The sequence below is a fragment of the Pantoea sp. X-Soil-OKNW-713 genome (genome assembly GCF_059730685.1).
The window spans coordinates 3,667,826-3,692,794 of record NZ_AP035995.1; the positions used below are offsets into that span (position 1 = coordinate 3,667,826).

Here is a 24,969-nt window from a genome sequence, read left to right on the forward strand (position 1 = left end):
ATAAAAACCGCGCGATAAATCGCGCCGCTACAAACCGCACCCAATCGTAGCGGCGCGATTTATCGCGCAGTGTCACTCAGGCGCGCAACTGAATTTGCGGTCTGCCATGCTCCGCTTGCCGTACCACGTCCAGCTCAGCCTGATACCATCGCGTCAGTGTCTGCTCGGTCATCACCTCATGCGGCGCCCCCTCTGCCACCAGTTTTCCCTGATGTAACAACAGGATACGATCAGACCACAATGAAGCCAGATTGAGATCGTGCAATACGGTACATACGCTAAACCGGCCATTACGCGTTAAGCGATGCAGCAGACGCAGGCTATGCTGCTGCCAGAACAGATCCAGTGCCGAAGTAGGTTCATCGAGGAACAGCCAGCCACGCGGACCATCCGCATGCCACAACTGCGCCAGCACACGCGCCAACTGCACGCGCTGCTGCTCACCACCGGACAGCGAGCGATAATCACGTCGTGCCAACTCAAGGCTACCGGTGATATGCATCACCTCCTCAATCACCGCCTTCGCTCCCGTGGTCGGCCAGGGCGCGCGTCCCATCCCCACCACATCTTCAGCTGGCATCGGGAAGGTCATGGTGTTTTGCTGGCGCATCACTGCTCGACGCTGGGCCAGCGGTTCACGCGGCCAGTCAGCCAGCGGGCGATCACCCAGCCAGCACTCCCCTGCATCCGGTGTAAGGAAGCCGGTTAGCAGACGCAGCAACGTAGATTTACCGGCACCGTTTGGGCCGATTAACGCCACCATATTGCCCGGTTCGAGAGTCACCGAAACATTATCAATCAGCGCCCGTGCGCCGTGGCTAAATTGCAGACCGCGCGCCTGCATCCGATCACTCATTTATCCCTCTCTGTTGGCGCAGGATCAGCCAAAGAAACCACGGGCCGCCAATCAGGCTGGTTAACAGACCCACCGGCATTTCTGCCGGGATCACCACCGTGCGCGCCAGAGTATCCGCCAGCAGCAACAGGATCGCCCCTGCCAGCGCCGATCCCGGCAACATCCAGCGATGATCGCTACCCAGGCAGAAACGCATCACATGCGGCACCACCAGCCCGACAAAGCCGATAATCCCGCTGACCGAAACGGCCGTTCCCACCAGCAACGCGCTCAGCACCAGCAGCTGACGCTGGGTGCGTTTTACATCGATCCCCATGTAATGCGCGTCTTCTTCACCGAGTTGCAGCAGGTTAAGACGGCGCGCACGCGTCTGAATGGCAATCAGCGTCGGTAAAATCAGCAGCGCACATACCGTCAGGCTTGGCCACTGCGCGGAGCTGAGGCTGCCCATGCCCCACAGCGCCAATTGACGCAACTGTTGATCATTGCTGATCCACGACAGTACCCCGACCGCCGCGCCACACAACGCGTTAATGGCGATGCCCACCAACAGCAGACGCGACAGGTTACCCAGTGCCAGCCGACTAAAGCTGAAGATCAGCAACGTCACCACCAGGCTGCCGATAAAGGCCGCCAGCATGGGCAGCCACAACGCGAGAATGGGTGGCAAAGCCACCGGTACAATAATCGCCAGGGCCACTGCCAGACCGGCTCCGCTGCTGATACCCAGCAATCCCGGATCGGCCAGCGGGTTGCGAAACAGCCCCTGCATCACCGCACCGGATACCGCCAGCGCCATGCCAAGCAGTACCGCCAGCAATACACGCGGCAGACGGATATTCAGCCAGATCTGCCACACCATATCGCTGAGCGGCGCATGCCACAGGGTGCGGATCGAGAGCGGCATCGCGCCAAAATTGGCGGCCATCAACATACATATCACCATGCTGACGGCCATCAGGCTCAGCCAGCGCAGCAGTGCAACGCTAGTCATGTTTGGCCGCTTCAGCTGCACGACGCAGCTTGACGATGGCATCTGGCGTGTCCAGACCAAAGCTCAGCAATGCCATCTCATCCACCACCAGCAACGCGTGATGCTGTCCGGCAGGCGTCAGCGCCAGTCCAGGCAGTGACCAGACTTTCTCCTCACCACCGAGGGTGCGCAGGCCATCCTGACCCACCACCACCAGATCCGGTGCCGCAGCCACCACACCCTCCTGCGACAGCGGCTGATAATGCGGCACTGCCGCCATTGCATTCACCAGACCGGCACTGCGAATCGCGCCATCTGCCCCGGTTTGCGATCCCGCCGCCAGGGTGTTCATGCCGCTGTGCGCCATGATAAACAGGACCTTCACCGGCAGTGGCTGGCTCGGCAGTTGCGCCAGTTGTTTCTGCACTTTCTCGGTCAGGGCATTGGCCGCTTCTTCACGATGCAGCGCTTTGCCGATGGTGGCGATTTTTTCCGGGATCGCCTCAATGCTGTTTTTGCCGGTAACTTCCACCACCTTTACCCCCGCCTGCGCCACCTGTTGCAGCACCAGCGATGGTTTTGCCAGTTCACTACTCAGCACCAGCGTCGGTTTCAGCGCCAGAATGCCTTCCGCATTCAACTGACGCATATAACCGATGTTCGGCAGTTTATTCGCCTGGGCAGGCTGCTGGCTGGTACTGTCGCGCGCCACCAGGTCCTGCTGAGCATCCAGCGCATAGATGATTTGCGTGACATCTCCGCCAATGGAAACCACGCGTTCCGCTGCCAGCGTCGGCAGTGCCAGCGCAGTCAGCAACAACAGGGTCAGACGTTTCATGCGGCAGCTCCTGGGGTGGTAAGCAATGCCAGCTGTTCACGCCAGCGCGCCTGCTCCGGCGTACCTTCGCTGCGCTGGCCGTAAAGTTGCGCGATCTGAGTGCCGTCAGCGGCGAACAGTTCAAGGCTGGTGACGAAACCATCGCCGCTCTGCTTACGCGTCACCCAACTTTCGCTGATGTGGTCCGCCAGCAGATGGAGCGTGAACGCCGGGTTGAAGATGTTGATCCAGTTATCCATCGGCATCAGTTTTTCTACCGCGCCGGTGAAGATCTGGGTGCAGCCACGGTTGCCGACAAAGATCATGATTTCGTTGCCGTCCTGCTGCGCCTGGTTCAACAACTGGGCCAGCGAATCATTGTTGACCTGCCATGCCAGATCGTCTGCAACCGCGCGGAATGCCTGCTGACGTGAAATGTTATGGCGTTTCAGCAGGCCGAAGAATTGGTGCACATCGGTCATGGCACGCCATTCGGCTTCGATGGTGCTGGCATCCACGGTCGTGCTGTGCTGCGGGTGACTCGCTGGTGTCAGCTCCAGTGCGGCCTGGTCTGCGGTGCTGAACTGCGCTATCAGCGCATCCCAGGCAGCGATGTCGGTGTTGTCGGTGGTGTAGATTTTCAGCACCGCGTCACCGTGCCTGTCAAAAATCTGAATACTTTGACGTTCACCGCGCGCAGTCATCTCTTGCAGGAAGAAGGCGCTACGCCACTGCTGAGGAAACAGACGCTGGTCCAGTGCGCGCGGGTTGAGGATCAGTCCGGCATGTTCGCCGAGGTGCAGGTTTTCATATTTGCCAACCTGCTCGTGCACCGCATATTCATTGCGGGTGATGCTTTTGGTTTCACCCACTGCTTCGAGGGCGGCCAGCAGTGCCGGGAAATCGGTTTTCAGCGCTTTTGCATCGTGGCCGACGCGCGCCTCACAGAGTTGCGCTTCGCCAATGCCCATCAGCGCCGCCAGATCGCGGGCGTATTTTTTTGGATGTTCGCCTTTCAGGGCCAGATAGTGTTCGTAACGTTCGTTCATTGCGCATGCTCCATGAAAATGCCCTGCGTTGCCGCAGGGCGAAGTGATTTATTAGAAATCGACGTTCACACCCAACTGGAAGGTGCGTCCGGGCATCACAGCAAGCTGTGAATCATAGTAGTTCTGATCGGTTTTGCTGGTAGTGGATTCCAGATCGCGGCTGCTGAGGTAGTCCCAGTATTTGCGATCCGTCAGGTTGTAGATACCGCCACTGATCTTGACGTTTTTGGTGACGCGGTAGTAAGCCGTCAGGTCAACCAACGCATAACCAGGGATATTCTGGTAGTAGGTATTGCTGGTGGTGCCAATCGCGCTGCCAGTATTGGTATAGGTCTGACGCTGGGTATACGTTGCACGCTTACCATGATTAAAGGTAGCGGTAACGGCTGCACCGTAGCGCTGATCCGGATCGTCATAGGCCACACCGGTAATCAGACGCATCGGCGGCACACTCTCCAACGGCACGTATTTGTCACCCAGGTAGCTGGACTTAGACGCGCCCTGCGCATAACCAAATGCCAGGCGCGCGCTCAGGCCATCCACTTCTGGCACCCATGTGCCGATGTTGAACTTGCTACCGAATTCCGCGCCGTAGATATAGGCTTTGTCACGGTTTTCTGCACGGTAAGCAATACCAATGTTGCTCGGGATGTCAGTAAAGACTTCCGGATTCGAACTACGGCTGTAACGGGTGTAATCGATAAAGTTTTTGTAGCTGTTGTAGAAGGTCGCCGCGGAGAAGGTGATCCCTTCAACCGCTTCGCCTTTCAGGCCGAACTCAAAGTTGTTGCTGGTTTCCGTTTTCAGGTCGGTGTTACCCAACAGCGCATACTGATTTGAACCACCATAATTGGATGTCAGGTTCCATGAACCATACAACTGGCTTGGGTTCGGGAACTGTGCGCCGCGCTTGTATTGCAGGTAAGCCATCATTTTCGGCGTCAGGTTGTACTGGAAGGCAATTGACGGCAGCAGCTGGCCATCACTGAAGCTTTTGCCATACAGCGTTGATACCGCACCCGTTGACACATCAGCATCCCCGCCCGAAATGCTGGAGAGGTTCTGCGGCTTGGTATTCTGATAAGCGTAACGCACGCCAGGAATCACGGAGAAGGTATGGCCGTTCAAATCCCAGCTCATGGTGTCTTCAACAAAAGCCCCGAAAGTCCAGCTACGGCTGTTGGCTTCAGGCGGAGTGATATTGTTGTAAGACGTCTGCGCCGGGTCCATCCAGTATGGACGCTCAGTTTTCGCGATGCTGGCGTTCAGACCATAGCTGAAGTTGTTAAACAGCCAGCTCTTTTCACCTTTGGTTTCAAAACCATAGGTTTTGGTGTTGTAGTCTGAATAGATATTGTGCGCTGCAACGGAACCGGCGACTGGCACAGCAGTATCATCGTGTGCCTGCGTTTCCTGGTAATAGATGCTGCTCTCAAGCGAATCTACCAGCAGGTTGTTGTCCGGCGTCCAGAGATCTTTCAACATGCCACTCCAGCGACGAGTCTGGCTGCTCTGATCGGCACGGCCATAAATGGTCGTGGTGCCGGTGCCCCAGTAATCGAAGTTGGTGTGATTGGTTTTGTGGTAGTAGTCCAGCGTGGCACTGAACTGATGCTCGCTGTTCGGCTGCCAGATTCCGGTGGCAGCGATGGCATCCGAGTGCCAGTTGGCCGGGTAGGCATCGATAGTGCCGCTATTGTTACGGGTTTCCTGACCGTCACGACGGCTAATCACCACGATACCACGCAGGGTTTCATCACCTGCTGCGGCGGTGATGCCATTGTGCCAGCTACGGTTGGAAGAATCATAGTCGCTCTGATAACCGAAGTAGGTCTGCTTAGTTGGCGACAGGTAATCATCCGGTGATTTGGGACGGAAGGACACCGAGCCACCGAGGGCGTTATTCTTGTAGGAAACATCGGTCGCACCGGAAACAATACCGACTGAGCCATACATGTAAGGATCGATATAGTCGCGGCCAATCCCGAAGGTGCCTGAACCTGTGCGGCCTACGGAGCTACGCCCCGTTGCAAAAGGCTGTTCGATACCGTCTACGTCGATAGAGACACGGTTATCTTCCAGGCCACGGATGTTATAACCGGTATAACCACCACGGTCGCCAGTGTAGCCGCTTTTGCCGGTGTTACTACCGCCTGCGGCGCCCGGCGCGCTAACCAGCGGCTGATAACGCATAATTGAACCGAAATCATTACCACCCTGCTTTTGCATTTCTTCAGCTGAGATGGTGTTACGGCTGCCAGCAACCAACGGTTGTTTCGGTGCAGTAACGGTCATCACCGGTTCATTGGTGGTGGTTTTCTTGCCTGAAATGGTCAGATCTTGATTATCGCTGGTCGCTGCATAGCCACAAGCCGCGTGAATCGCTGACGCTAAGATCGCCGTTTTGAAAAGACGCTGGTGAGTTAACCCCGAAAATAATGAGGACATAGACGCGAAATACCTGGTTAATTGTTAGTATTCGCTCACTTGCTTGCTGCCAGAAAACCACAGGTTTTGTAGATAAAACCGTAAAAAGTTACAGACTTTTTTTATGTTATAAATGATTTCGTCAGGAATGTAATGTAAGTGGTAATCATTATCAATAGCATTTACACTAAGATGTATCTTAGACAGCACAATTTGTTAACCATAGTTAACTTATTACTAATCAATTAATTAAGATGAGCGATGACATGGCACAGAAACCCGCGGTGAATATTCATTACTGTACGCAATGCAACTGGTTGCTGCGTTCAGCGTGGATGGCGCAGGAGTTGCTGCATACTTTTGCTGATGATTTAGCTTCGGTGACGTTACAACCCGGCACCGGAGGCGTGTTTGAAATCACCATCGATGGCAACGTGATTTGGGAACGCAAGCAGGAAGGCGGCTTCCCCGATGCGGCGGCGTTAAAGCAGCGGGTGCGGGATTATTGCTTCCCGGATCGGGAGCTGGGCCATGTGGATAAGAAAAAAAACTAGCGAGCCGAATCGTGGCGGTGCGATTTATCGCGCTCTTTTACAACCGCACCGCAGCCAAAAACGCGCGATAAATCGCGCCGCTACGCCACTTCATGTTCCAGCGGCCACAGCAGGCGATCCTGCGCGGTGCTCAACGCAACAATCGCCGGATGGTAAATCGCGAAGGGTTCCGCCAGTGGACACACCATATATCTGCCCTGCGCACTGGGGATAAACTCCGAGCGCGGTAAAAAGGCCGCGCCATCAAACCCCTGCTCCATCATTTCCAGCACCAGACGGGGTTCGGATACCTTGATACTGATGTTCACCTGTTCAAGGCTACTGAACAGCTTACTGCGCAGCACTTCATAGGTTCCTTCCCCACCAATGCGGTGTAGCAGAATCAGCGGAATGCCGCTGAGATCGGCAAACTGCAACGCTTTTCCCGCCAGCATTGGCGCGTAATGTGAAGAGATCACCGCAATGGTATCAATCGGTTCCAGCTCGCGCACAAACCACGCCTGACGATCGCCAGGGGTTTGCATCAGCGCAATATCAACGGTGTTATCCAGCAGCATCGCTTCCAGATGGCTGGAGTCAGACACGATAACGTTAATATCCCAGTCGGGGCGGTTGCGGTAGTAATCCATCAGGATGGTATTGAAATAGCGCAGATACAGGTAGGAGATACCGATATTCACCCGACGCTGCTTACGCGTGGCAATGGTGATGGTCTGACGCTTCAGTTGATTGACCCGACTCAGGATGTCGCATGCCTGACGATAAAGAAAGGTTCCGGCCTCGGTCAGCACCATACGGCGTGGGGTGCGGGTAAACAGCGGCGAACCAATTTCCTCTTCCAGTTCCTGGAGACGTTTACCCAGCGGCGGTTGTGCGATGTTCAATAGCTTTGCGGCTTTACTGATGGAGCCCTGTTCCGCTATTGTGCAAAAGTAATGCAATCGTTTGAGATCCATGATGCTCCGCGCCTCCTCGCGCCTGATACGACATGGCTAACCCCGATCCAACCGCGGCTGTCGTACTGCTTAATGAATAAACATCGTCCACAGATGGCTGATCGGCATCACCAGCACCAACGCGGGTAACATATTCGCCACCGGGAATGATTTAATTCCGGCGATACGGAAACCCGCCGCCAACATGATAAATCCACCCGCCGCGGTAAAGTCACTCATCATGGTTGCGGTGGTGTGCGGCATAATCAGTACTGCGGCTGACGCCAGCGCCAGCTGAATGATGAGTTGCGGTACGGCAATTACCGCTACTGCATAACCCAGCAAGGTAGCAAAAATCGCGGCGGTGAAGATATCCATAATGGATTTAACAAACAGGATATTGGGATCGTGCGTCATCCCTTCGGTCATCGCCCCGATAATGCCGGTACCGCTGGCGCAGAACAACACCATAATCGCCACGTACTTCTCGGTAAAGGCCGCGCCCGTCAGACCGGTTTCGGTTTGTTCACCCTGGAAACGCCCAACCAGCCCTTTTGCCAGATTACCGAGGCGGCCAATTTTCTCCTCCAGAAACACCAGTTCACCGAGAGCGGCACCGATAATCAGCGCCAGAATCACCGCCGGTAAGCTGTGAATCTTACCAATCAATACAATCCCGAGGCCCATCGACGACAGGCCGAAGGTCATCGGCAGTGCTACGCGTAAGCGTTCCGGCACTTTGGTGCCGAGAAAAGCGCCTGCCATCCCACCAATCAGCACGGCGCTGCCGTTGACAAAGGGTCCCACTACCATAATTTACTCCTTAGGCTTCATTATGTTTTTCACCCCAGCGCTTCAGGTTGCCGACGTCGAGATCAAACAGGTCGAGGGCACGCGATACGCTGTGATGCACCATTTCATCCACGGATTGTGGCTTCTGGTAAAAGGCCGGAACTGGCGGATAAACGATCCCGCCCATTTCCGTCACTGCCGCCATATTGCGGATGTGCACCAGATTGAGCGGCGTCTCACGTACCATCAGCACCAGCCGACGCCGCTCTTTCAGGATCACATCTGCTGCACGGGTCAGCAGATTGCCGGTCAGCCCATGTGCGATGGACGCCAGCGAATTCATTGAGCAGGGCGCAATCAGCATGCCGAGGGTCTTAAACGAGCCGCTGGAGATCGAGGCACCGAGATTGCTGATGCTGTGCACCTCATCCGCCAAATCGGTAATCTCCTGCCGCTGCCAGGTGGTTTCCATGGAACGCGTCACCTCTGCACCTTTGGTCACCACCAGATGCACCTCAATATCCTGATCGCGCAGCAGTTGCAGCGCCTTCATGCCGTACTGAAAACCGGATGCGCCACTAATGCCGACGATAATGCGCCTTCTGCTCACTACAACCTCACTTACTCAAAATCGGGAAGGAAACGTTTTACATCTACCTCTTTGAACTTCGAACGTTCAAAGTGGGCTTTCATATGCCACGGCACGGTGCAGTCAAAGATGGTTTTGGTGGTCATCCCTTGCTGGGTAATGCTGGCGCTGTAGCCTGGCTGCTGCGATGGGTCGAGCGGATGGCAACGCACCCCGGCGATGGTGGCGATATCGACATCGCCCTGGAAGCGGGTCTGCATGGCCCACAGAATGTCGTCGGTGTCGAACACGTCCACGTCGTCATCCACCAGAATGACGTGTTTCAGTTCTGAGAACGCGGCAAAAGCAATCAGGGCAGCCTGACGCTGACGACCTTCATCCACTGGCGCAGATTTTTTAAACTGGATCACCGCCAGCAGTTTGCCGCCACCGGAGGTGTGCGCATTGACGTTCAGCACACGGCCTGGCATCGCGCGTTCCAGCATATCGAGAATACTGGCTTCGGTCGGGATACCGGCCATGCTGACGTGTTCGCCGCTTGGGCCAAGGGTGGTTTGCAGAATCGGATGTTTACGGTGCGTCACCGCTTTCACCTTGATAACCGGCAGCTCGGCTTTCGCTTCGCCGGTATAACCCGGGAATTCCGGCATCGCTTTGCCGGTGTTGGTGTTCTGGTCTTCACGCACCCGCACATTTGGCAGCAGCTCGCCTTCAATCACGATTTCAGCGTGTGCAATGGCTTTCTCGTTGATGCTGACACAGGGAGCCAGTTCAACCGGTTTGCCACGCAGTGCACCGGCAATGCTCAGTTCGTTAAAGCCCAGTGGAGTTGTTGGCGGCTCAAAGCAGGCGGCGATTTCGATTGCCGGGTCAACACCGATGCTGATGGAGATCGGCAGCGGTTTGCCGGCTTTTTCAGCTTTCTCACGGAAGGCATCAATATGGCGGCCAGGGGTCAGCCACATCGACAGTTCGTCGCGGCTCTGGATGCACAGACGGTGAATGGTGATATCCGATTCGTGAGTTTCCGGGTCGGAGGCGTAGCACATCCCCATTGTGAAGTAAGGACCGGCATCCTCTTCGGTATTGGTTGGCGCGGGCAGCAGGGTACGCAGATCAAAATTGGGGTCTTCCGCGTAATGCACCACTTCCTGACACAAGGGTTTCTCGCTGATCACTACCGGTGCCACCGCGTGATGCACCGAATCTTTCAGCAGAAAACCAAGTTTTTCCGGCGCGCAATCCAGCAGATGACCAACACGTTCACGGGTGGACATCAGGCCGGTCACCACGCGCACATCAGGAAAACCTTTCACCTTGTTGAACATCATCGCCGGGCCTTTGCGCGTCGGACGTTCACAGGTGCCACCGGCACCAACATAGCGGTATACGCCGGAGAGTTCCGCATGGGGGTCAACTTCGGTATCGGTACTGACGAATTCGCCTTTCAGACTTTGCAGCAATGCGATAGCCGAACGCAGATCATGCACCGGCTGTTTTTTTGTTTCAGACATATTCTTTTCCCTTAACGCTTCAGAGTGAATGCGATGAGGGGAAAGTAGCGCTGAATAATTGCGGGAAAAACTACCGTTTATATTTACCACCCAAACCTTTTTGGTTTGGATGATATTTATGCTACAGGTTTGTTTTTATTTGTTTATTTAAATAAAACAATGTTGCAACAAATTTCGGGGTAAAAATGATTTAGATCAACTCTTTGCAATTTTTTCCGCAGCTTCATTCAGTGCGGAAATCACAATATTCAATGCATCTTCAGAAATATTTTCCTGCGCCAGACGATGATTTAACGTGAATTTAATATTGTGAATTGCCTGTTCTACTGCCGGAATGCTGCGATTATTTACCAGAATAGCCAGCGAGGTTAAGCGGCTAATAATGGTATCCACATTTTCACGATTTTCAGCCAACAGCGCGCGGCCACTGTCGTTAAGCGTGTAGGCTTTACGCGACTCCTGCGCATCCACCACGCGAATGGCATCGGTTTCTTCCAGCAGCGTCAGGTTGGGGTAGATAATACCGGGACTGGGGGAGTATTCCCCTTTAGAGAGTTCTTCAACCGATTTGATCAGCTCATAGCCGTGAGCGTCGCTCTGGGCGAGAAAGTGCAGCATTAACAGGCGGATATCGCTGGCATCAAGCATACGTTCCCGACGCTTTTTGCGTGCGCCTGCACAAAATGCACGCTGGGCGTGGTCGCCGTGCCAGGGAGAGTCGCGATGCTGTTTCATTGCCTGCCTGAGGGGTCGGTTAAGGGAGGTTGATAGTAGTCTGCCGCCTGGCAAAATTCAACACAGGCGGCAACTGGACGGGCAAGAGTCGGTTATTTCTGATGCCAGTAGGCGACAGCGCGAACAAAATCGGTATCTGCACCGCGACGTTGGGTAAAGTAATCGCTCAGCAGTTTCACCGCCTCACCTTCCCCGGTCAGCCAGATAAAGTACTCCTCGCTGGGGATGGAGATCTTATCCAGCTTTGCAATCAGCGCGCCGAGGTTATCGCTCTGCATGGTGCCGCTGCCCAGCCAGCTAATATTCACACCGTCGAGATCGCCCAGATAATCACGCCCGGTGGCCTCATCAACAAACGCCAGCAGATGCACCTCCTGCGCCTCAACTTCCGCCAGACGGCGTTTGATGGCAGGCAGGCCGGTTTCATCAAAGACATAAACCTGACAAGCATAATCGACCGGCACCACACAGGAGCCACGCGGGCCGCCCATCGCCAGTTGATCGCCCGGCTGTGCGTTGTTGGCCCAGCTACTGGCGACGCCGCCATCGTGGATATAGAAATCGAGGGTTAGCGAATCGACACCGTTAAATTCCAGCGGGGTGTAATCACGCGCGGCCGGACGTACGCCAGCAGGCCACACCACGCCCTCGTCGGTCATGGTCGGCAGTGTCAGCGCGCTACCCGGCTCCGGGAAGAACACTTTGATGTGGTCATCATAAGAAGGCGAGTTAAAACCGGCCAGATCGCTGCCGGTAAAAACGATACGCCAGAATTGCCCGGCGACACGGGTTTTGCTCGCCACGGTAATGTGGCGAAAACGCAGTTCATTGCGTACGCGACGGGGTGCGCGTGGGTTGGCCGAAGAGGTCTGTTTTCTCAAGTCATATCTCCCTGCGAGGATCAGCCGAGCATAATGCCGCCGTCCACCGCAATTTGTTGTCCGGTAATAAAGTCGTTTTGTATTAAGAACAGATAAGCGCTGGCGAGTTCGTCAATCTCAGCGGTGCGTCCCAGCGGAATGATCTCAGCAAAGTGCTGCCGGGTTTGTTCCACCTGCTCCGCCGCCTGCTGTCGCCAGAACGGCGTCACCGTCCAGGTGGGGGCGACACAATTGACACGCGCTTTGGGTGCCAGCTCCACCGCCAGGCCCTGCGCCAGCGACACAATGCCCTGATTACCCACATAACTGGCGCAGGCATCCTGAGCGCGGCCGCCGGTACCGGCAGTGAAGGTCAGAGAACCACCTGCCCGCACTTTTTCTGCCGCCAGTTTGCCAATCAGCACATTGGTGAGGAATTTTGAGTAAATCACTTTCTCAATCAGCGCCATATCGGCGCTGAGGAAACCACCGCCCATCGCATCGCCGACCATCGAAACCAGATGATCGAAGGCATCGAGCTGTTTAAACGCACTGCGCAGTGCGTCATGATCGTGTGCATCGACCACCAGCGTCGCTACCTGAGCGCCCTGCTGCGTCAGCGTGGCTTGCGCCTGTGCCAGACGTTCGGCATTGCGACCGAGAAGGGTCAGTTGTGCCCCCTGCGCTGCCGCCAGTTGAGCCACCTGCCAGCCAATGCCGGAGCTGCCGCCAATCACCACCAAATGTTTAGCCTGTAATGATGCCATTCCCTGCTCCTCAGAATGCAGCCAGCGCTTCAGCCGCCAGTTCAGCCACCAGCGAATCGTTCGCGCCATGTGCCCCGCTCACGCCTACCGCGCCAATGACCTCGCCGTGCAACCACAGCGGAATGCCGCCTTCCAGCGGCGTCACACCCGGTGTGGCAAGAAAACTCGGGCTGCCGCTGTTGATAAAGCTTTCAAACTCTTTCGAAGGAGCGCGCAGCAACGCGGCAGTCCGCGCTTTACCCTGCGCGACACTCGGGCTGATGCCAATTGCCGCATCGCTGCGGTCAAGACTGACCAACTCACCGGCGCGATCCACCACCGCTACGCTGATATGCCAGCCATGCTGTGCAGCGGTTTCCAGTGCTGCCGAGATAACGGTGCGTGCCGCCGCCAGCGAAATCGAGTGATAGGTCCGGGCCAGCACTGCGCTGGTCGATTCAGGTTTTTTTTCCATTATTTTGCCTCGCGTCGGGCGTCAGAAGCCCGCGCATGAATCAAATATGAAAGCGAAACTCATTCTCATCTGACGCTGGACAGAATAGTTATGATATATCTTAAGCGCAATGCCGAAAAATGCTATCTACATCCAGCTATCTGTAGCGGCGCGATTTATCGCGCGGAATTTCGTGCGGACTGATTCCCTCATCCCGGCCTTCTCCCACCAGCGGGAGAAGGAGAAGTGCAACTTATTTACTCCGCTTCGCCAGCGCATACACAGCTTTACACACCAGACCTTTCTCATTTCATTAGCAACTGCTATAAAGTATAGCAATTGCTATATCAGATCGATTTTCAATCACTTCGGGACTGACGGTATGAAAATGATGAAAGGAATCGTGCTCGGCGCGCTGCTGAGTACGTTGTTCAACCCCGGCGCTTATGCCCGCGAAAAACTGAAGGTCATCACCACCTTTACGGTAATCGCCGATATGGCGAAAAACGTCGCCGGGGATGCCGCAGAGGTGAGTTCCATCACCAAACCGGGGGCAGAAATCCATGAATATCAGCCGACGCCGGGGGATATCAAACGCGCGCAGGGTGCTCAGCTGATTCTTGCCAACGGGATGAACCTCGAACTGTGGTTCCGTCGTTTTTATCAGCACTTAAAAGATGTGCCCGAGGTTATCGTCACCCAGGGCGTGACACCGATGGGCATCACCGAAGGCCCGTACAACGGCAAACCGAATCCTCACGCCTGGATGTCACCCGATAACGCGCTGATTTACGTTGATAATATTCGCGATGCGCTGGTGAAATACGATCCAGACAATGCGGCGATCTATCAGCGCAACGCCGCCGCTTACAAACAAAAAATCACTGATACGCTGCAACCACTGCGTCAGCAGGTGGCACAACTGCCGGAAAACAAACGCTGGCTGGTGTCGAGCGAAGGTGCATTTTCCTATCTGGCGCGCGATCTGGGGCTGAAAGAACTCTATCTGTGGCCGATTAATGCCGATTCGCAAGGCACACCACAGCAGGTACGTCGGGTGATTGACCGCGTGCGTGCGGATCAGATCCCCGCCGTGTTCAGTGAAAGCACGGTATCCGATAAAGCGGCACGTCAGGTGGCACGCGAAACCGGCGCACATTATGGCGGCGTGTTGTATGTCGACTCGCTGAGCGGCCCTGATGGCCCGGTGCCGACCTATCTCGACCTGCTCAACGTCACCACCAGCACCCTGGTGCAGGGCATCAAAGACGGTTTGAAGGAGTAATCCATGACAAAGCTGCCAGCGATTAGCGCTTCCGGGGTCAGCGTCACTTACCGTAACGGACACACGGCGCTGCGTGAGGCCAATTTTAACGTACCAGGCGGCTCGATCGCCGCCCTGGTCGGGGTTAACGGTTCCGGCAAATCAACGCTGTTCAAGGCGGTGATGGGCTTTGTGCGCCTGGCACAGGGAGAAATCCGCATTCTCGGCATGCCCACGCGCCAGGCGCTGCGGCGCAATCTGGTCGCCTACGTGCCCCAGGCCGAAGAGGTTGACTGGTCCTTTCCGGTGCTGGTCGAAGACGTGGTGATGATGGGGCGTTATGGCCATATGGGGATGCTGCGTATCGCCAAAGAGCACGATCACGCCATCGTCAATGCCGCTCTGGAACGGGTTGATATGCTGGCCTTTCGCCAACGCCAGATTGGCGAGCTGTCCGGTGGGCAGAAAAAACGCGTGTTTCTGGCACGCGCGATAGCCCAGCAGGGAGAGGTCATCCTACTGGATGAACCTTTCACCGGGGTGGATGTGCAGACGGAGGCGAAGATCATCAGCCTGCTGGGTGAGCTGCGAGACGAGGGCAAAACCATGCTGGTATCGACCCATAACCTCGGTTCCGTTACCGAATTCTGTGACTACACGGTGATGGTGAAAGGCACGGTACTGGCTAGCGGCCCAACTGCCACCACCTTCACGGCGGAAAATCTCGAACGTGCCTTTAGCGGGGTGCTGCGCCATGTGGTGCTGAACGGCTCGGAAGACCGCATCATCACCGATGATGAACGGCCGTTTGTGTCACATCTGCCGCCAGGCAGCGAGAGGGCCTGACTATGCAATGGCTGATGGAACCCTTTACCTACCAATACATGCTGAACGCCATGTGGGTATCGGCACTGGTCGGCGGGATATGCGCTTTTCTCTCCTGCTACCTGATGCTGAAAGGTTGGTCGCTGATTGGCGATGCGCTGTCGCACTCGATTGTGCCCGGCGTGGCAGGCGCATATATGCTCGGTTTACCCTTCGCCCTCGGTGCCTTTCTCTCGGGAGGATTGGCCGCGGGCAGCATGTTGTTTCTCAACCAGCGTACTCGCTTAAAAGAGGACGCGATTATCGGTCTGATTTTCTCCTCGTTTTTCGGCCTCGGGCTGTTTATGGTGTCGCTAAATCCGACCGCGGTGAATATCCAAACCATTGTATTAGGTAACATTCTCGCCATCGCTCCTGCCGATATCCTGCAACTGACGCTGATTGGCGCAGTCTCCATTTGCGTGCTGTTTTTCAAATGGAAAGATCTGCTGGTGACCTTTTTTGATGAGAACCATGCGCGCGCCATCGGCCTCAATCCACAACGGTTGAAGCTGCTGTTTTTCACCCTGCTGGCGCTTTCCACCGTGGCAGCGCTACAAACTGTCGGCGCATTTCTGGTGATCTGCCTGGTGGTGACGCCGGGGGCTACCGCCTGGCTGTTGACCGATCGCTTCCCGCGCCTGCTGGCTATCGCCGTGGCTATCGGCAGCGCCACCAGTTTTCTTGGTGCCTGGGCCAGCTATTATCTTGACGGTGCCACCGGCGGCATCATCGTAGTGGCGCAAACGCTGTTGTTTTTGTTGGCATTTGTCTTTGCTCCGCAGCAGGGGCTGCTGGCGCAACGCCGCCGCGCCCGCACGCATCAGGAGGATATCCCATGCTGACGCTGCTGCTGGAACCTTTCCAGTTTGCCTTTATGAATCAGGCATTGTTGATTGCGCTGGTGGTGGCAATTCCCTGCGCGTTGTTATCCGTGTTTCTGGTGCTGAAAGGCTGGGCCTTGATGGGCGATGCCATGAGTCATGCGGTGTTTCCGGGGATTGTGCTGGCGTGGATACTCGGTCTGCCACTGGCGCTGGGCGCTTTTGTTGCCGGCGTATTTTGCGCTGTCGCCAGCGGCTACCTGAAGGACAACAGCCGCATCAAGCAGGATACGGTGATGGGCATTGTGTTTTCCGGGATGTTCGCGGTCGGGTTGATTCTGTATATCGCCACCAAACCGGAAGTCCATCTGGATCATATCCTGTTCGGCGATATGTTGGGCATCACCCTCAGCGACATGGTGCAAACCACGCTTATCACAGCGGTGATTTTGCTAATCATGGCGGTGAAGTGGCGGGATTTTTTGTTGTTCTGCTTCGATCAACAACAGGCACAGGCCAGCGGCTTGCGTACCGGCTGGTTACATTACGGCCTGCTGTGCATGGTCGCGCTGACCATCGTCGCCACCATGAAGGCGGTGGGCATTATTTTGTCGGTGTCGTTGCTGATTGCGCCGGGGGCAATTGCCTTGCTGCTGACGCAACGCTTTTCACACGCGCTGATGGCGGCAGTGACGGTGGCGGTGCTGGTTTCGCTTAGCGGGGTGTATCTGTCGTTTTATCTGGATAGCGCACCTGCGCCCACCATCGTGGTGTTATTTTCCGCGGTGTTTATCGTCGCGTTTATCCGTGCCAGCTTGCTGGCGCGGCGGGCTGAACGTCAGACGCTGCAAACTTAGTTTTGCAGCGCGTCGTTATGACCACACTCCAGCATGCCACCATTATTTTGCGGTAACGGGTTATCACCGGAAATCTCATGCTGTTGGCAGCTCTGGTGCGGATGCAAACCGGCTGGCGGTGAGAATGGTTCAGAGAGCTGAGCGCCGGCAATAGCCGAAAACGCGGTCAGCGCTGTCACAAGGAACAACGGTAAAAGTCGCATCATTTTTCTTCTCTTTAGTGGTCCGGGCTGGACCAGGAATGCAGGTGATTATTCAGCCTGATTCGGGGGCGTCAGGGTTTTACGCGGGGGATCAGGTTTCGATGGAGAATTTTACGCCGGTTATGGGAAGTATTTTATAAAATCGTGCGGTTTATCACAGTTCACCGCACGAATTATGCATTATCCGGCACTAACCGGAATGAAGAAGGTGCCAGTTAACAGATCCGGGGTGCTGTTTTTCAGATCAAGACGTAGCAGATCCTTGCCCTCACGACGGGCAACGCCCAACGCCGGTAGATGGATATAGTACATATCGGCGGTAAAGGCGTTGATCTGCTCCGGCGTACCCTGCCAGTCAATTTCCGCATACAAACCACTTTCACCGGTCCAGTTCACCGCATTACCCGGCAGCACATCGCCATGCTGGCTTTCCAGCGCCTGAAACAGGCTGATATGTTGCTGGTCGGCGGAGCCTTCCCCCGGACTGAACTGAAAACCGAGCCAGCCTTTGTTCACATGCTGTCCGGCAAAAGCCACGAAATCGCGCGCGTGTTGGGCGACCACATCACCATGATCGTGGATGTACTCCCCAAAACGACATTCCCATTCAATCACTTCACCGCACAGGCGCAACTCGGGCTTCTCCGCCAGCCGCACGTCAACCCAGCGATGCTGCGTGGGGATGCGACTGTGGAAATCCTTTAACTGAAGTTCCGGAATGCGGCGATATGCACCCGGGGTCAGCGAGAAATGGTTTTTGAACACGCGGGTGAAATTCTGTTGGTTATCAAAACCAAAACGCACGGCGATATCAATCAACGGCATACGCGTCAGGCGCAGCGCCATCGCTGACATGGTCAGACGACGCTTGCGGGTGTACGACGCCAGCGTTTGTCCGGTCATTTCTTTGAACATGCGCTGCATGTGCCATTTGGAATAACCGGATTTCAGGCTAATCAGATCGATGTTGAGTTCGTCGGTCAGGTTCGCTTCAATCCAGTCCACCAAATCGTTGATGTACTGTTTTTTCAGAGTCAGGCTGAGCATTTTCTGTGATGATCGAAAGGAAATGGAGACGCAGAATTGCGTATTCGGTCACACAAATATAACAAAAATGTATTGCTAATGTAAGGAAGGGTAAAGAAAGCGCAACGGGAAAAGCATTAATTGCTTAGTTCGCTAATATTTTCACCAGCAATGAATACTGACGCAGATCACGTAGTGGCGCGATTTCTCGCGCAATTTCGTGCGCGATGTCAGAAAAAAACGCGCGATAAATCACGCCACTACGTTTTTAATCAATGCGAGCGCATCCCCGCAGCCGTCATCATCATACGAAACAGCGATGCCACCACACCGAGTGCCAGCACGCTTGCAGCGTAAATAATCACCAGCCACATCACCCGCTTCCACAGTGGTGCTTTCACTTCAGTGTGTCCTGACATATCAATGATATCCTTCGTTGGCTTTCACTTTTCCCCGGAACACGTAGTAGCTCCAGAAGGTATACATCAGGATCACCGGGATAATCAGCAGCCCCCCCACCAGCATAAATGCCTGGCTGATCGCCGGAGATGCTGCCTGCCACAAGGTGATGGAAGGCGGAATGATATAGGGCCACACGCTTATCCCCAGGCCGGAAAAGCCGAGGAAAATAAGCAGCAACGTCAGCAGGAACGGACTGTAGTGTGCTTCGCGTTTGATGCCCCGCACAATGCCCCACGCACACACCAGCACCAACACCGGAACCGGCAGGAACCAGAACAGATTTGGCAGGCTGAACCAGCGTTGTGCAATGGCTTGATGGCTGAACGGCGTCCACAGGCTAATAATGCCGACAATCACCAGCAAGGCGATTACCAGCGGCGTTGCCAGCGCTGACATCTTACGATGCAGGTCGTGCTCGGTTTTCATAATCAGCCAAGTACAGCCGAGCAACGCATACGCCACCACCAGACCAACACCGCAGAACAGCGGGAACGGTGCCAGCCAGTCCAGGGGGCCACCCGCGAAGGTACGGCCACTGACCGGAAAGCCGTTGATGATGGCACCGACAGAGACACCCTGGCTGAAGGTGGCGAGAATCGAACCGCCGATAAAGGCTTTGTCCCAGAAAGGACGGTGTGATTCGGTTGCTTTGAAGCGGAATTCGAACGCCACGCCACGGAAAATCAGGCCAATCAGCATCACCGTCAGCGGGATGGTTAACGCGTCGGCAATCACTGAGTAGGCCAGCGGGAACGCCCCGTACAGCCCGGCACCGCCGAGGATCAACCAGGTTTCGTTGCCGTCCCAGACCGGGGCCACGGTATTGACCATCATGTCGCGTTCAACCGCATCTTTATTGAACGGGAACAGCAAACCGATACCGAGATCAAAGCCATCCATCACGATATACATCAGGATGGCGAAGACGATGATCGCAAACCAGATAATTGAAAAATCGATCATTTAGCGTTCTCCTTCCTGATGAGATACGGCAGACAGTGGACGTGCCGGGGTGTTGCTCTGACCCGGACCACCCGGATTCACATCGTGACCTTCACCGACTTTCGGCCCCTGCTTTATCAGACGCATCATGTAGACATAGCCCACACCGAATACAGAGCTGTACACGAGGATAAACGCCAACAGGCTGATGCTCATATGCAGGTCACCGTGGGCGGAAACCGCATCAATGGTGCGCTGCACGCCGTACACCACCCACGGCTGACGGCCAATTTCTGTGGTGAACCAGCCCGCCAGAATCGCCAGCAGTCCCGAGGGTCCCATTAGCAGCGCAAACCACAGGAATGGGCGCGACTGATACAGGCGGCCTTTGAAACGTAGCCACAGGCTGACCACGCCGAGGGTGATCATCAGCAAGCCCAGCGCCACCATCACGCGGAACGACCAGAACACCACGGTGGAATTTGGCCGATCTTCTTTCGGGAACGACTTCAGTGCCGGAACCTGTTTATCGAGGCTGTGGGTCAGAATCAGGCTGCCGAGATAAGGGATTTCCAGCGCGTATTTGGTGCGCTCCTGCTCCATATCCGGGATACCGAACAGAATCAACGGAGTGGCTTCACCTGGCGGATTTTCCCAGTGCCCTTCAATCGCCGCGATTTTCGCTGGCTGATGTTCAAGGGTGTTCAGACCGTGCGCGTCACCGATCATCGCCTGAATCGGCGAAACGATCAGCGCCATCCACAGCGCCATAGAAAACATCTTGCGAATGGCCGGGTTGTCATTCCCTTTCAACAGATGCCATGCCGCTGATGCCCCGACAAAAAAGGCGCTGGCGAGGAACGCTGCTGTCGACATATGCAGCAAACGATACGGGAACGAGGGGTTGAAAACGATTTTCAACCAATCCTGCGGCACCACAATACCGTTCTCAATGATGTAACCCTGTGGGGTATGCATCCAACTGTTGGACGCCAGAATCCAGAAGGTAGAGATGATGGTGCCCAGCGCCACCATGCAGGTGGCAAAGAAGTGCAGGCCCGGGCCAACACGGTTCCAGCCGAACAGCATCACACCGAGAAAACCGGCTTCAAGGAAGAAGGCGGTCAAGACTTCATAGGTCAGCAACGGGCCGGTGATGCTCCCCGCAAACTGTGAAAAGCCGCTCCAGTTAGTACCAAACTGATACGCCATCACCAGGCCAGAAACCACGCCCATACCGAAGTTGACGGCAAAGACTTTGGACCAGAAATGGTAGAGATCGCGATAGGTTTCGTTACGGGTTTTCAGCCACAGACCTTCCAGCACCGCCAAAAAGCTGGCGAGACCGATGGTGATGGCCGGGAAAATGATATGAAAGGAGACAGTAAACGCGAACTGTATCCTTGCCAGGTGAAAAGCATCTAATCCGAACATTGCTTACCTCTTTGCCGCATATTGCACCAGGTTTTTACTTATAATTAACAAACAAAGCGCCACGCATTTATTTAGTGGCCGCTAAAGAAAAGGCGGTTCACTGTAAAAGGAAGTGATTCGAACAAAAATAAACAGTGAGGATTGATAAAACTATAACAGTATTTTTTGATTATGATCATTGCGTTACAAAAACGCTATCCAACTGAATTAAAGACAAATATTTTTATTCATGGTGAAGGTGTTGTTTTATTTATTATTTATCGAAACGAGGGAATTAGTTAATTTCTGGTACAAATTCACCCGCTGCTGATCTGCTCGCCGCTAATTAAAACGTCAAAAATAAACCGTCTATTCACGTCCATGCAGTTAACCCTCTGCGGCATGCGATTTGCCAGATGTTAAAAGCTGTGCTTTGTTAGAGCGGCAATACCATCTGGTTAATCAGCGAAGGAGAGGTTATGACACGTCTTACCGCACAGGATTTTCCGCAGGAACTGCTGGAGCTTTACGACTACTACGCCCACGGCAAAATCAGCAAACGCGAGTTCATCGCGCTGGCCGCGAAGTTCACCATCGCCGGGATGACGGGCGCGGCGCTGCTCAGCGCGATGAGCCCGAACTATGCGCTGGCGCAGCAGGTAGAATTTACCGATCCCGACATTGTCCCCGAATACATCCATTATCCATCGCCACAAGGCCACGGCGAAGTGCGCGGTTATCTGGTGCGTCCGGCGAAAACCAGTGGCAAAGTGCCTGCGGTGGTGGTGGTGCATGAGAACCGCGGCCTGAACCCCTATATCGAAGACGTGGCACGACGCGTGGCAAAAGCGGGCTATATCGCGCTGGCCCCTGATGGCCTGAGTTCAGTGGGGGGCTATCCGGGCAACGATGAAGAAGGCAAAGCGATGCAGGCGAAGATCGATCCGGTCAAGCTGATGAATGATTTCTTCGCGGCGGTAGATTTTCTGATGCACCACGAAGCGGGCACCGGCAAAGTCGGCATCACCGGTTTTTGTTATGGCGGCGGGGTCGCCAACGCCGCCGCCGTGGCCTTCCCGGAACTGGCCTGCGCGGTGCCGTTTTATGGCCGCCAGCCGAAGGCGGAGGATGTCCCGCGCATTCAGGCTCCGCTGCTGCTGCATTACGCCGAGCTGGATAAAGGTATCAATGAGGGTTGGCCGGCTTATGAAGCCGCGTTGAAAGCCAATCATAAAGTGTATGAGGCGTACATTTATCCCGGCGTGAACCACGGTTTCCATAATGATTCGACACCGCGTTACGACAAAGCGGCAGCCGAGCTGGCGTGGAGCCGCACATTAGGATGGTTTGAAAAATATTTGCACGGTTAACCCATTTGCGATTTATCGCGCGGATTTTTCTGGCACCACGTACGGAACCGCGCGATAAATCGCGCCGCTACGCTCATCAGACATTGTCACGCACATCCAGAATCCGGTGCAGGTTGCTTTCCAGCCAGTCAGCCAGACCAATCACCTGTCCTTCCACCTCACGTCCGAGTTCCGTGAGGTGATACTCCACATGCGGCGGCACCACGTCATAGGCAATGCGTTGCACAAAGCCATCTTCTTCCATATAGCGCAGCGTCTGTGCCAGCATGCGTTCGCTGACACCACCAATCCTGCGTCGCAGTTCGCTAAAACGCAGGGTTTCCTCACGTAGCGCCAGCAGCACCAGCACGCTCCAGCGGCTGGTAATGCGTTTCAACACCTCACGCGACGGGCAATTCACGTTAAGCAACTCACCGCGACTAAATTTTTCACTCAGGTTTTCAGACATTTAATGTCATCTCTTCAAACTAACAAATCTGTAAGTACTTACTAAAAGTTAGTTTATCTCCTAACCTGATGGCATACCAGTTCAAACTGAAGGAGAACAACATGATTGCGATTACAGGTGCCACCGGTCAGCTTGGCCGTTTAGTGATTGACGCGTTACTGAAAAAAGTCCCGGCCAGTGAAGTGATTGCCGCCGTTCGCTCGCCAGAGAAGGCTGCCGATCTGGCTGCGCTGGGCGTGACGCTGCGTACTGCGGATTACAGCCAGCCAGAGACGCTGAAAACGGCCTTTGCCGGTGTCGACAAACTGTTGCTGATTTCCTCAAGCGAAGTGGGACAGCGAGAAGCACAGCACAAAGCGGTGATTGACGCAGCCAAAGCGGCTGGCGTGGGTTTTATTGCCTATACCAGCCTGCTGCATGCGGATACCACGCCGCTGGGTCTTGGTGTCGAGCACAGAGCCACCGAAGCGCAGCTCAAGGCTTCCGGCATTCCGTTCGCGCTGCTGCGCAACGGCTGGTACACCGAAAACTATGCTGCCAGCATCCCACCGGCACTGGCGCATCATGCATTTATCGGTTCGGTAGGTGAAGGCCGCATCGCCTCAGCCGCGCGTGCTGACTACGCGGCAGCGGCAGCGGAAGTGATCAGCCGTGACGATCAGGCGGGTAAAATCTATGAGCTGGCGGGTGACGACAGCTATACCCTGGCAGCATTCGCGGCAGAAATTGCTAAGCAGTCCGGCGAGAAGGTGGATTATGTCAACCTGCCGCAGGCTGACTTCGCCGCAGCGCTGAAAGGTGCGGGCTTGCCGGACGGCCTGGCAGAGATGCTGGCGGATTCAGATGCCGGTGCTGCACAGGGTGGATTGTTTGATAACAGCAAAACCCTGAGCACGCTGATTGGGCGTCCGACCACCGCTTACGCGGAAGTCATCAAGGCTGCGTTAGCGAAATAGGTGCTGGCTGTTGCCCTCATCCCGGCCTTCTCCCGCAAGCGGGAGAAGGAGATGTGCAATATGCCAATGCATCCCCGCTTCCGCTTGCGGGAGAGGGCCATCACACCTTACCCTCCAGCCAGCGCAGTGCCTGCTGCGCACGTCCCGATAGCGGCCATTCGGCGCGATGGATCAACCAGATGGTATCCACCAGCGACACGCCGCAACGCTCTACCTGAATCGCATCCTGACGGGCAAACGCCAGCCGCGCCGATTGTGGGATCACCGCAAACCCCAACCCAAGCGCCACCGGTTCAAGGATCAAACTGATCTGATTACTGAAACCTCGCTGCGGCAAATTCCGTACTCCCGGATTGCCAGGAAAACGGCGGCTTAGCAAACGCGTCGCCATCGCCTGACCATCAGGATGGTCGATATAACCCAGCGTTTCCAGATCCGCCCAGCTATGGATCTTCACCCCGGCGGGCACCACCAACTCCAGCGGCTCCTCGGCGAATTTCTCCGCCACCAGCCGTTTATCATCCGGCTTTTGCGTCACCAGCCCCATTTCGTAGCGGTTATGCAGCACCGCATCTATCACCTCACTATCCGGTGCAAAACGGTGCCGAATACTGAGATCCGGGTACTGTTGCTGAAGTTCCAGCAGCAACGGGTAGAGGCGCAGACCGATGCTGCCCGGTGAAATCAGGCTGACTTCGCCACAGGTCAGATCCTCTTCGCTTAAACGCAGCGTCAGATGACGCTGAGCGCGATCCACTTCCTGACAATAGTCCAGCAGCGCCAGTCCGGCGGGTGTCAGCTCCAGCGGGCGTTTGCTGCGCAGGATCAACGGCCCCAGTTGCTGCTCCAGATGGCGGATGTGCTGACTTACCGCCGCCTGGGTAATCCCCAGCCGATCCGCGCTGTCAGTAAAACTCCCTAATTCCGCCAGCATGGCGAATGATTTTAACCACTGTGGATTGAACATAATGAAATTTTATAAAACCCATAACTGAATCACTGTTTTCATTATACCTGTTGCGCAGTAGCCTGTAGATCT

At 55.3% G+C, this 24,969-nt stretch carries 27 protein-coding genes; 7 read left to right on the forward strand and 20 right to left on the reverse strand.

The window, feature by feature from the left end:
• Positions 1–76: 76 nt before the first annotated feature.
• From AC6I8R_RS17085 to AC6I8R_RS17105, 5 genes are read right to left on the reverse strand one after another with little or no spacing between them, the layout of a single operon-like run.
• Positions 77–856 (reverse strand): heme ABC transporter ATP-binding protein, encoded by a 780-nt coding sequence (locus tag AC6I8R_RS17085; RefSeq protein WP_415173751.1) that lies wholly within the window; start codon positions 854–856, stop codon positions 77–79.
• Entirely contained in the window at positions 849–1,850 is a 1,002-nt protein-coding gene (locus AC6I8R_RS17090) for a FecCD family ABC transporter permease (RefSeq protein ID WP_021186386.1), read from the reverse strand. Before AC6I8R_RS17090 ends, AC6I8R_RS17085 begins: the two co-directional genes overlap by 8 nt.
• Entirely contained in the window at positions 1,843–2,667 is an 825-nt protein-coding gene (locus tag AC6I8R_RS17095; protein WP_415173750.1) for a heme/hemin ABC transporter substrate-binding protein, read from the reverse strand. Before AC6I8R_RS17095 ends, AC6I8R_RS17090 begins: the two co-directional genes overlap by 8 nt.
• Positions 2,664–3,695 (reverse strand): hemin-degrading factor, encoded by a 1,032-nt coding sequence (locus AC6I8R_RS17100; protein WP_497832611.1) that lies wholly within the window; start codon positions 3,693–3,695, stop codon positions 2,664–2,666. Before AC6I8R_RS17100 ends, AC6I8R_RS17095 begins: the two co-directional genes overlap by 4 nt.
• Before the next feature lie 51 nt (positions 3,696–3,746).
• Complete coding sequence (locus AC6I8R_RS17105) at positions 3,747–6,143, reverse strand: TonB-dependent receptor domain-containing protein (RefSeq protein ID WP_415173748.1); 2,397 nt, start codon at positions 6,141–6,143, stop codon at positions 3,747–3,749.
• 245 nt (positions 6,144–6,388) lie between these two features.
• Between AC6I8R_RS17105 and AC6I8R_RS17110 the strand changes: the two genes are divergently transcribed.
• On the forward strand, positions 6,389–6,676 hold the full coding sequence (locus tag AC6I8R_RS17110; RefSeq protein WP_021186382.1) for an Rdx family protein: 288 nt from the start codon (positions 6,389–6,391) through the stop codon (positions 6,674–6,676).
• 80 nt (positions 6,677–6,756) lie between these two features.
• On the opposite strand, the gene AC6I8R_RS17115 is transcribed toward AC6I8R_RS17110, so the two are convergent.
• The 8 genes from AC6I8R_RS17115 to AC6I8R_RS17150 form a co-directional block, all read right to left on the reverse strand.
• Positions 6,757–7,632: a LysR family transcriptional regulator gene (locus AC6I8R_RS17115; protein ID WP_021186381.1), complete on the reverse strand. Its 876-nt coding sequence runs from the start codon at positions 7,630–7,632 to the stop codon at positions 6,757–6,759.
• Positions 7,633–7,701: 69 nt separating this feature from the next.
• Entirely contained in the window at positions 7,702–8,424 is a 723-nt protein-coding gene (locus AC6I8R_RS17120) for a DUF554 domain-containing protein (RefSeq protein WP_021186380.1), read from the reverse strand.
• 10 nt (positions 8,425–8,434) lie between these two features.
• Positions 8,435–9,013, reverse strand: coding sequence for a UbiX family flavin prenyltransferase (locus AC6I8R_RS17125; RefSeq protein ID WP_021186379.1), 579 nt, complete (start codon positions 9,011–9,013; stop codon positions 8,435–8,437).
• 11 nt (positions 9,014–9,024) lie between these two features.
• On the reverse strand, positions 9,025–10,506 hold the full coding sequence (locus tag AC6I8R_RS17130) for a UbiD family decarboxylase (protein WP_021186378.1): 1,482 nt from the start codon (positions 10,504–10,506) through the stop codon (positions 9,025–9,027).
• 195 nt (positions 10,507–10,701) lie between these two features.
• Complete coding sequence (locus AC6I8R_RS17135) at positions 10,702–11,241, reverse strand: PadR family transcriptional regulator (protein WP_021186377.1); 540 nt, start codon at positions 11,239–11,241, stop codon at positions 10,702–10,704.
• Positions 11,242–11,333: 92 nt separating this feature from the next.
• A complete protein-coding gene (locus AC6I8R_RS17140) occupies positions 11,334–12,122 on the reverse strand; it encodes a siderophore-interacting protein (RefSeq protein WP_415173747.1) in 789 nt (262 codons plus the stop codon).
• A gap of 20 nt (positions 12,123–12,142) precedes the next feature.
• Positions 12,143–12,937 carry an SDR family oxidoreductase gene (locus AC6I8R_RS17145; protein WP_235056640.1) on the reverse strand — a complete coding sequence of 265 codons (795 nt, stop codon included), beginning with the start codon at positions 12,935–12,937 and terminating at the stop codon, positions 12,143–12,145.
• On the reverse strand, positions 12,879–13,322 hold the full coding sequence (locus AC6I8R_RS17150; RefSeq protein WP_021186374.1) for a GlcG/HbpS family heme-binding protein: 444 nt from the start codon (positions 13,320–13,322) through the stop codon (positions 12,879–12,881). The genes AC6I8R_RS17145 and AC6I8R_RS17150 overlap by 59 nt, the downstream gene beginning before the upstream one ends.
• A 370-nt stretch (positions 13,323–13,692) precedes the next feature.
• Between AC6I8R_RS17150 and AC6I8R_RS17155 the strand changes: the two genes are divergently transcribed.
• The 4 genes from AC6I8R_RS17155 to AC6I8R_RS17170 are packed head-to-tail and all read left to right on the forward strand — an operon-like array spanning position 13,693 to position 17,110.
• Positions 13,693–14,586: a metal ABC transporter substrate-binding protein gene (locus AC6I8R_RS17155; protein WP_497832770.1), complete on the forward strand. Its 894-nt coding sequence runs from the start codon at positions 13,693–13,695 to the stop codon at positions 14,584–14,586.
• A 3-nt stretch (positions 14,587–14,589) separates the two neighbouring features.
• Positions 14,590–15,411 (forward strand): manganese/iron ABC transporter ATP-binding protein, encoded by an 822-nt coding sequence (locus AC6I8R_RS17160; RefSeq protein ID WP_021186372.1) that lies wholly within the window; start codon positions 14,590–14,592, stop codon positions 15,409–15,411.
• Between the two features lie 2 nt (positions 15,412–15,413).
• Positions 15,414–16,274: an iron/manganese ABC transporter permease subunit SitC gene (sitC, locus tag AC6I8R_RS17165; protein WP_497832612.1), complete on the forward strand. Its 861-nt coding sequence runs from the start codon at positions 15,414–15,416 to the stop codon at positions 16,272–16,274.
• Positions 16,268–17,110, forward strand: a complete 843-nt coding sequence (locus tag AC6I8R_RS17170; RefSeq protein WP_497832613.1) for a metal ABC transporter permease — start codon at positions 16,268–16,270, stop codon at positions 17,108–17,110. Before sitC ends, AC6I8R_RS17170 begins: the two co-directional genes overlap by 7 nt.
• On the opposite strand, the gene AC6I8R_RS17175 is transcribed toward AC6I8R_RS17170, so the two are convergent.
• The 5 genes from AC6I8R_RS17175 to AC6I8R_RS17195 all read right to left on the reverse strand — a co-directional run bounded on the left by AC6I8R_RS17175 (position 17,107) and on the right by AC6I8R_RS17195 (position 21,177).
• On the reverse strand, positions 17,107–17,316 hold the full coding sequence (locus AC6I8R_RS17175) for a hypothetical protein (RefSeq protein ID WP_021186369.1): 210 nt from the start codon (positions 17,314–17,316) through the stop codon (positions 17,107–17,109). The genes AC6I8R_RS17170 and AC6I8R_RS17175 overlap by 4 nt on opposite strands.
• A gap of 177 nt (positions 17,317–17,493) precedes the next feature.
• Positions 17,494–18,360, reverse strand: a complete 867-nt coding sequence (locus AC6I8R_RS17180) for a helix-turn-helix domain-containing protein (protein WP_021186368.1) — start codon at positions 18,358–18,360, stop codon at positions 17,494–17,496.
• 251 nt (positions 18,361–18,611) lie between these two features.
• Complete coding sequence (locus AC6I8R_RS17185) at positions 18,612–18,758, reverse strand: DUF2474 domain-containing protein (RefSeq protein ID WP_021186367.1); 147 nt, start codon at positions 18,756–18,758, stop codon at positions 18,612–18,614.
• 1 nt (position 18,759) lies between these two features.
• Complete coding sequence (gene cydB, locus AC6I8R_RS17190) at positions 18,760–19,764, reverse strand: cytochrome d ubiquinol oxidase subunit II (protein ID WP_021186366.1); 1,005 nt, start codon at positions 19,762–19,764, stop codon at positions 18,760–18,762.
• Positions 19,765–21,177, reverse strand: coding sequence for a cytochrome ubiquinol oxidase subunit I (locus AC6I8R_RS17195; RefSeq protein WP_415173745.1), 1,413 nt, complete (start codon positions 21,175–21,177; stop codon positions 19,765–19,767).
• A gap of 458 nt (positions 21,178–21,635) precedes the next feature.
• On the opposite strand from AC6I8R_RS17195, the gene yghX reads away from it, so the two are divergent.
• The gene (yghX, locus tag AC6I8R_RS17200) at positions 21,636–22,526 is read left to right on the forward strand and encodes a YghX family hydrolase (protein WP_021186364.1); all 891 of its coding nucleotides are present in this window, start codon (positions 21,636–21,638) and stop codon (positions 22,524–22,526) included.
• A gap of 76 nt (positions 22,527–22,602) precedes the next feature.
• Here the strand turns inward: yghX and AC6I8R_RS17205 are convergent, their stop codons facing one another.
• On the reverse strand, positions 22,603–22,974 hold the full coding sequence (locus AC6I8R_RS17205) for a winged helix-turn-helix transcriptional regulator (RefSeq protein WP_021186363.1): 372 nt from the start codon (positions 22,972–22,974) through the stop codon (positions 22,603–22,605).
• Between the two features lie 101 nt (positions 22,975–23,075).
• Here AC6I8R_RS17205 and AC6I8R_RS17210 point away from each other — a divergent pair, with 101 nt between their 5' ends.
• Positions 23,076–23,930 carry an SDR family oxidoreductase gene (locus AC6I8R_RS17210; RefSeq protein ID WP_497832614.1) on the forward strand — a complete coding sequence of 285 codons (855 nt, stop codon included), beginning with the start codon at positions 23,076–23,078 and terminating at the stop codon, positions 23,928–23,930.
• A 100-nt stretch (positions 23,931–24,030) separates the two neighbouring features.
• Here AC6I8R_RS17210 and AC6I8R_RS17215 read toward each other — a convergent pair whose 3' ends face one another.
• Positions 24,031–24,897: a LysR family transcriptional regulator gene (locus tag AC6I8R_RS17215; protein WP_497832615.1), complete on the reverse strand. Its 867-nt coding sequence runs from the start codon at positions 24,895–24,897 to the stop codon at positions 24,031–24,033.
• Between the last annotated feature and the right edge of the window lie 72 nt (positions 24,898–24,969).

What these genes read in the sequence shown, in the direction of transcription:
- AC6I8R_RS17085 (WP_415173751.1), bottom strand. Translation starts at nt 856, where the DNA reads ATGAGTGATCGGATGCAGGCGCGCGGTCTGCAATTTAGCCACGGCGCA.
- AC6I8R_RS17090 (WP_021186386.1), bottom strand. Translation starts at nt 1,850, where the DNA reads ATGACTAGCGTTGCACTGCTGCGCTGGCTGAGCCTGATGGCCGTCAGC.
- AC6I8R_RS17095 (WP_415173750.1), bottom strand. Translation starts at nt 2,667, where the DNA reads ATGAAACGTCTGACCCTGTTGTTGCTGACTGCGCTGGCACTGCCGACG.
- AC6I8R_RS17100 (WP_497832611.1), bottom strand. Translation starts at nt 3,695, where the DNA reads ATGAACGAACGTTACGAACACTATCTGGCCCTGAAAGGCGAACATCCA.
- AC6I8R_RS17105 (WP_415173748.1), bottom strand. Translation starts at nt 6,143, where the DNA reads ATGTCCTCATTATTTTCGGGGTTAACTCACCAGCGTCTTTTCAAAACG.
- AC6I8R_RS17110 (WP_021186382.1), top strand. Translation starts at nt 6,389, where the DNA reads ATGGCACAGAAACCCGCGGTGAATATTCATTACTGTACGCAATGCAAC.
- AC6I8R_RS17115 (WP_021186381.1), bottom strand. Translation starts at nt 7,632, where the DNA reads ATGGATCTCAAACGATTGCATTACTTTTGCACAATAGCGGAACAGGGC.
- AC6I8R_RS17120 (WP_021186380.1), bottom strand. Translation starts at nt 8,424, where the DNA reads ATGGTAGTGGGACCCTTTGTCAACGGCAGCGCCGTGCTGATTGGTGGG.
- AC6I8R_RS17130 (WP_021186378.1), bottom strand. Translation starts at nt 10,506, where the DNA reads ATGTCTGAAACAAAAAAACAGCCGGTGCATGATCTGCGTTCGGCTATC.
- AC6I8R_RS17135 (WP_021186377.1), bottom strand. Translation starts at nt 11,241, where the DNA reads ATGAAACAGCATCGCGACTCTCCCTGGCACGGCGACCACGCCCAGCGT.
- AC6I8R_RS17145 (WP_235056640.1), bottom strand. Translation starts at nt 12,937, where the DNA reads ATGGCGCGAACGATTCGCTGGTGGCTGAACTGGCGGCTGAAGCGCTGG.
- AC6I8R_RS17150 (WP_021186374.1), bottom strand. Translation starts at nt 13,322, where the DNA reads ATGGAAAAAAAACCTGAATCGACCAGCGCAGTGCTGGCCCGGACCTAT.
- AC6I8R_RS17155 (WP_497832770.1), top strand. Translation starts at nt 13,693, where the DNA reads ATGAAAGGAATCGTGCTCGGCGCGCTGCTGAGTACGTTGTTCAACCCC.
- AC6I8R_RS17160 (WP_021186372.1), top strand. Translation starts at nt 14,590, where the DNA reads ATGACAAAGCTGCCAGCGATTAGCGCTTCCGGGGTCAGCGTCACTTAC.
- sitC (WP_497832612.1), top strand. Translation starts at nt 15,414, where the DNA reads ATGCAATGGCTGATGGAACCCTTTACCTACCAATACATGCTGAACGCC.
- AC6I8R_RS17170 (WP_497832613.1), top strand. Translation starts at nt 16,268, where the DNA reads ATGCTGACGCTGCTGCTGGAACCTTTCCAGTTTGCCTTTATGAATCAG.
- AC6I8R_RS17175 (WP_021186369.1), bottom strand. Translation starts at nt 17,316, where the DNA reads ATGATGCGACTTTTACCGTTGTTCCTTGTGACAGCGCTGACCGCGTTT.
- AC6I8R_RS17180 (WP_021186368.1), bottom strand. Translation starts at nt 18,360, where the DNA reads ATGCTCAGCCTGACTCTGAAAAAACAGTACATCAACGATTTGGTGGAC.
- AC6I8R_RS17185 (WP_021186367.1), bottom strand. Translation starts at nt 18,758, where the DNA reads ATGTCAGGACACACTGAAGTGAAAGCACCACTGTGGAAGCGGGTGATG.
- cydB (WP_021186366.1), bottom strand. Translation starts at nt 19,764, where the DNA reads ATGATCGATTTTTCAATTATCTGGTTTGCGATCATCGTCTTCGCCATC.
- AC6I8R_RS17195 (WP_415173745.1), bottom strand. Translation starts at nt 21,177, where the DNA reads ATGTTCGGATTAGATGCTTTTCACCTGGCAAGGATACAGTTCGCGTTT.
- yghX (WP_021186364.1), top strand. Translation starts at nt 21,636, where the DNA reads ATGACACGTCTTACCGCACAGGATTTTCCGCAGGAACTGCTGGAGCTT.
- AC6I8R_RS17205 (WP_021186363.1), bottom strand. Translation starts at nt 22,974, where the DNA reads ATGTCTGAAAACCTGAGTGAAAAATTTAGTCGCGGTGAGTTGCTTAAC.
- AC6I8R_RS17210 (WP_497832614.1), top strand. Translation starts at nt 23,076, where the DNA reads ATGATTGCGATTACAGGTGCCACCGGTCAGCTTGGCCGTTTAGTGATT.
- AC6I8R_RS17215 (WP_497832615.1), bottom strand. Translation starts at nt 24,897, where the DNA reads ATGTTCAATCCACAGTGGTTAAAATCATTCGCCATGCTGGCGGAATTA.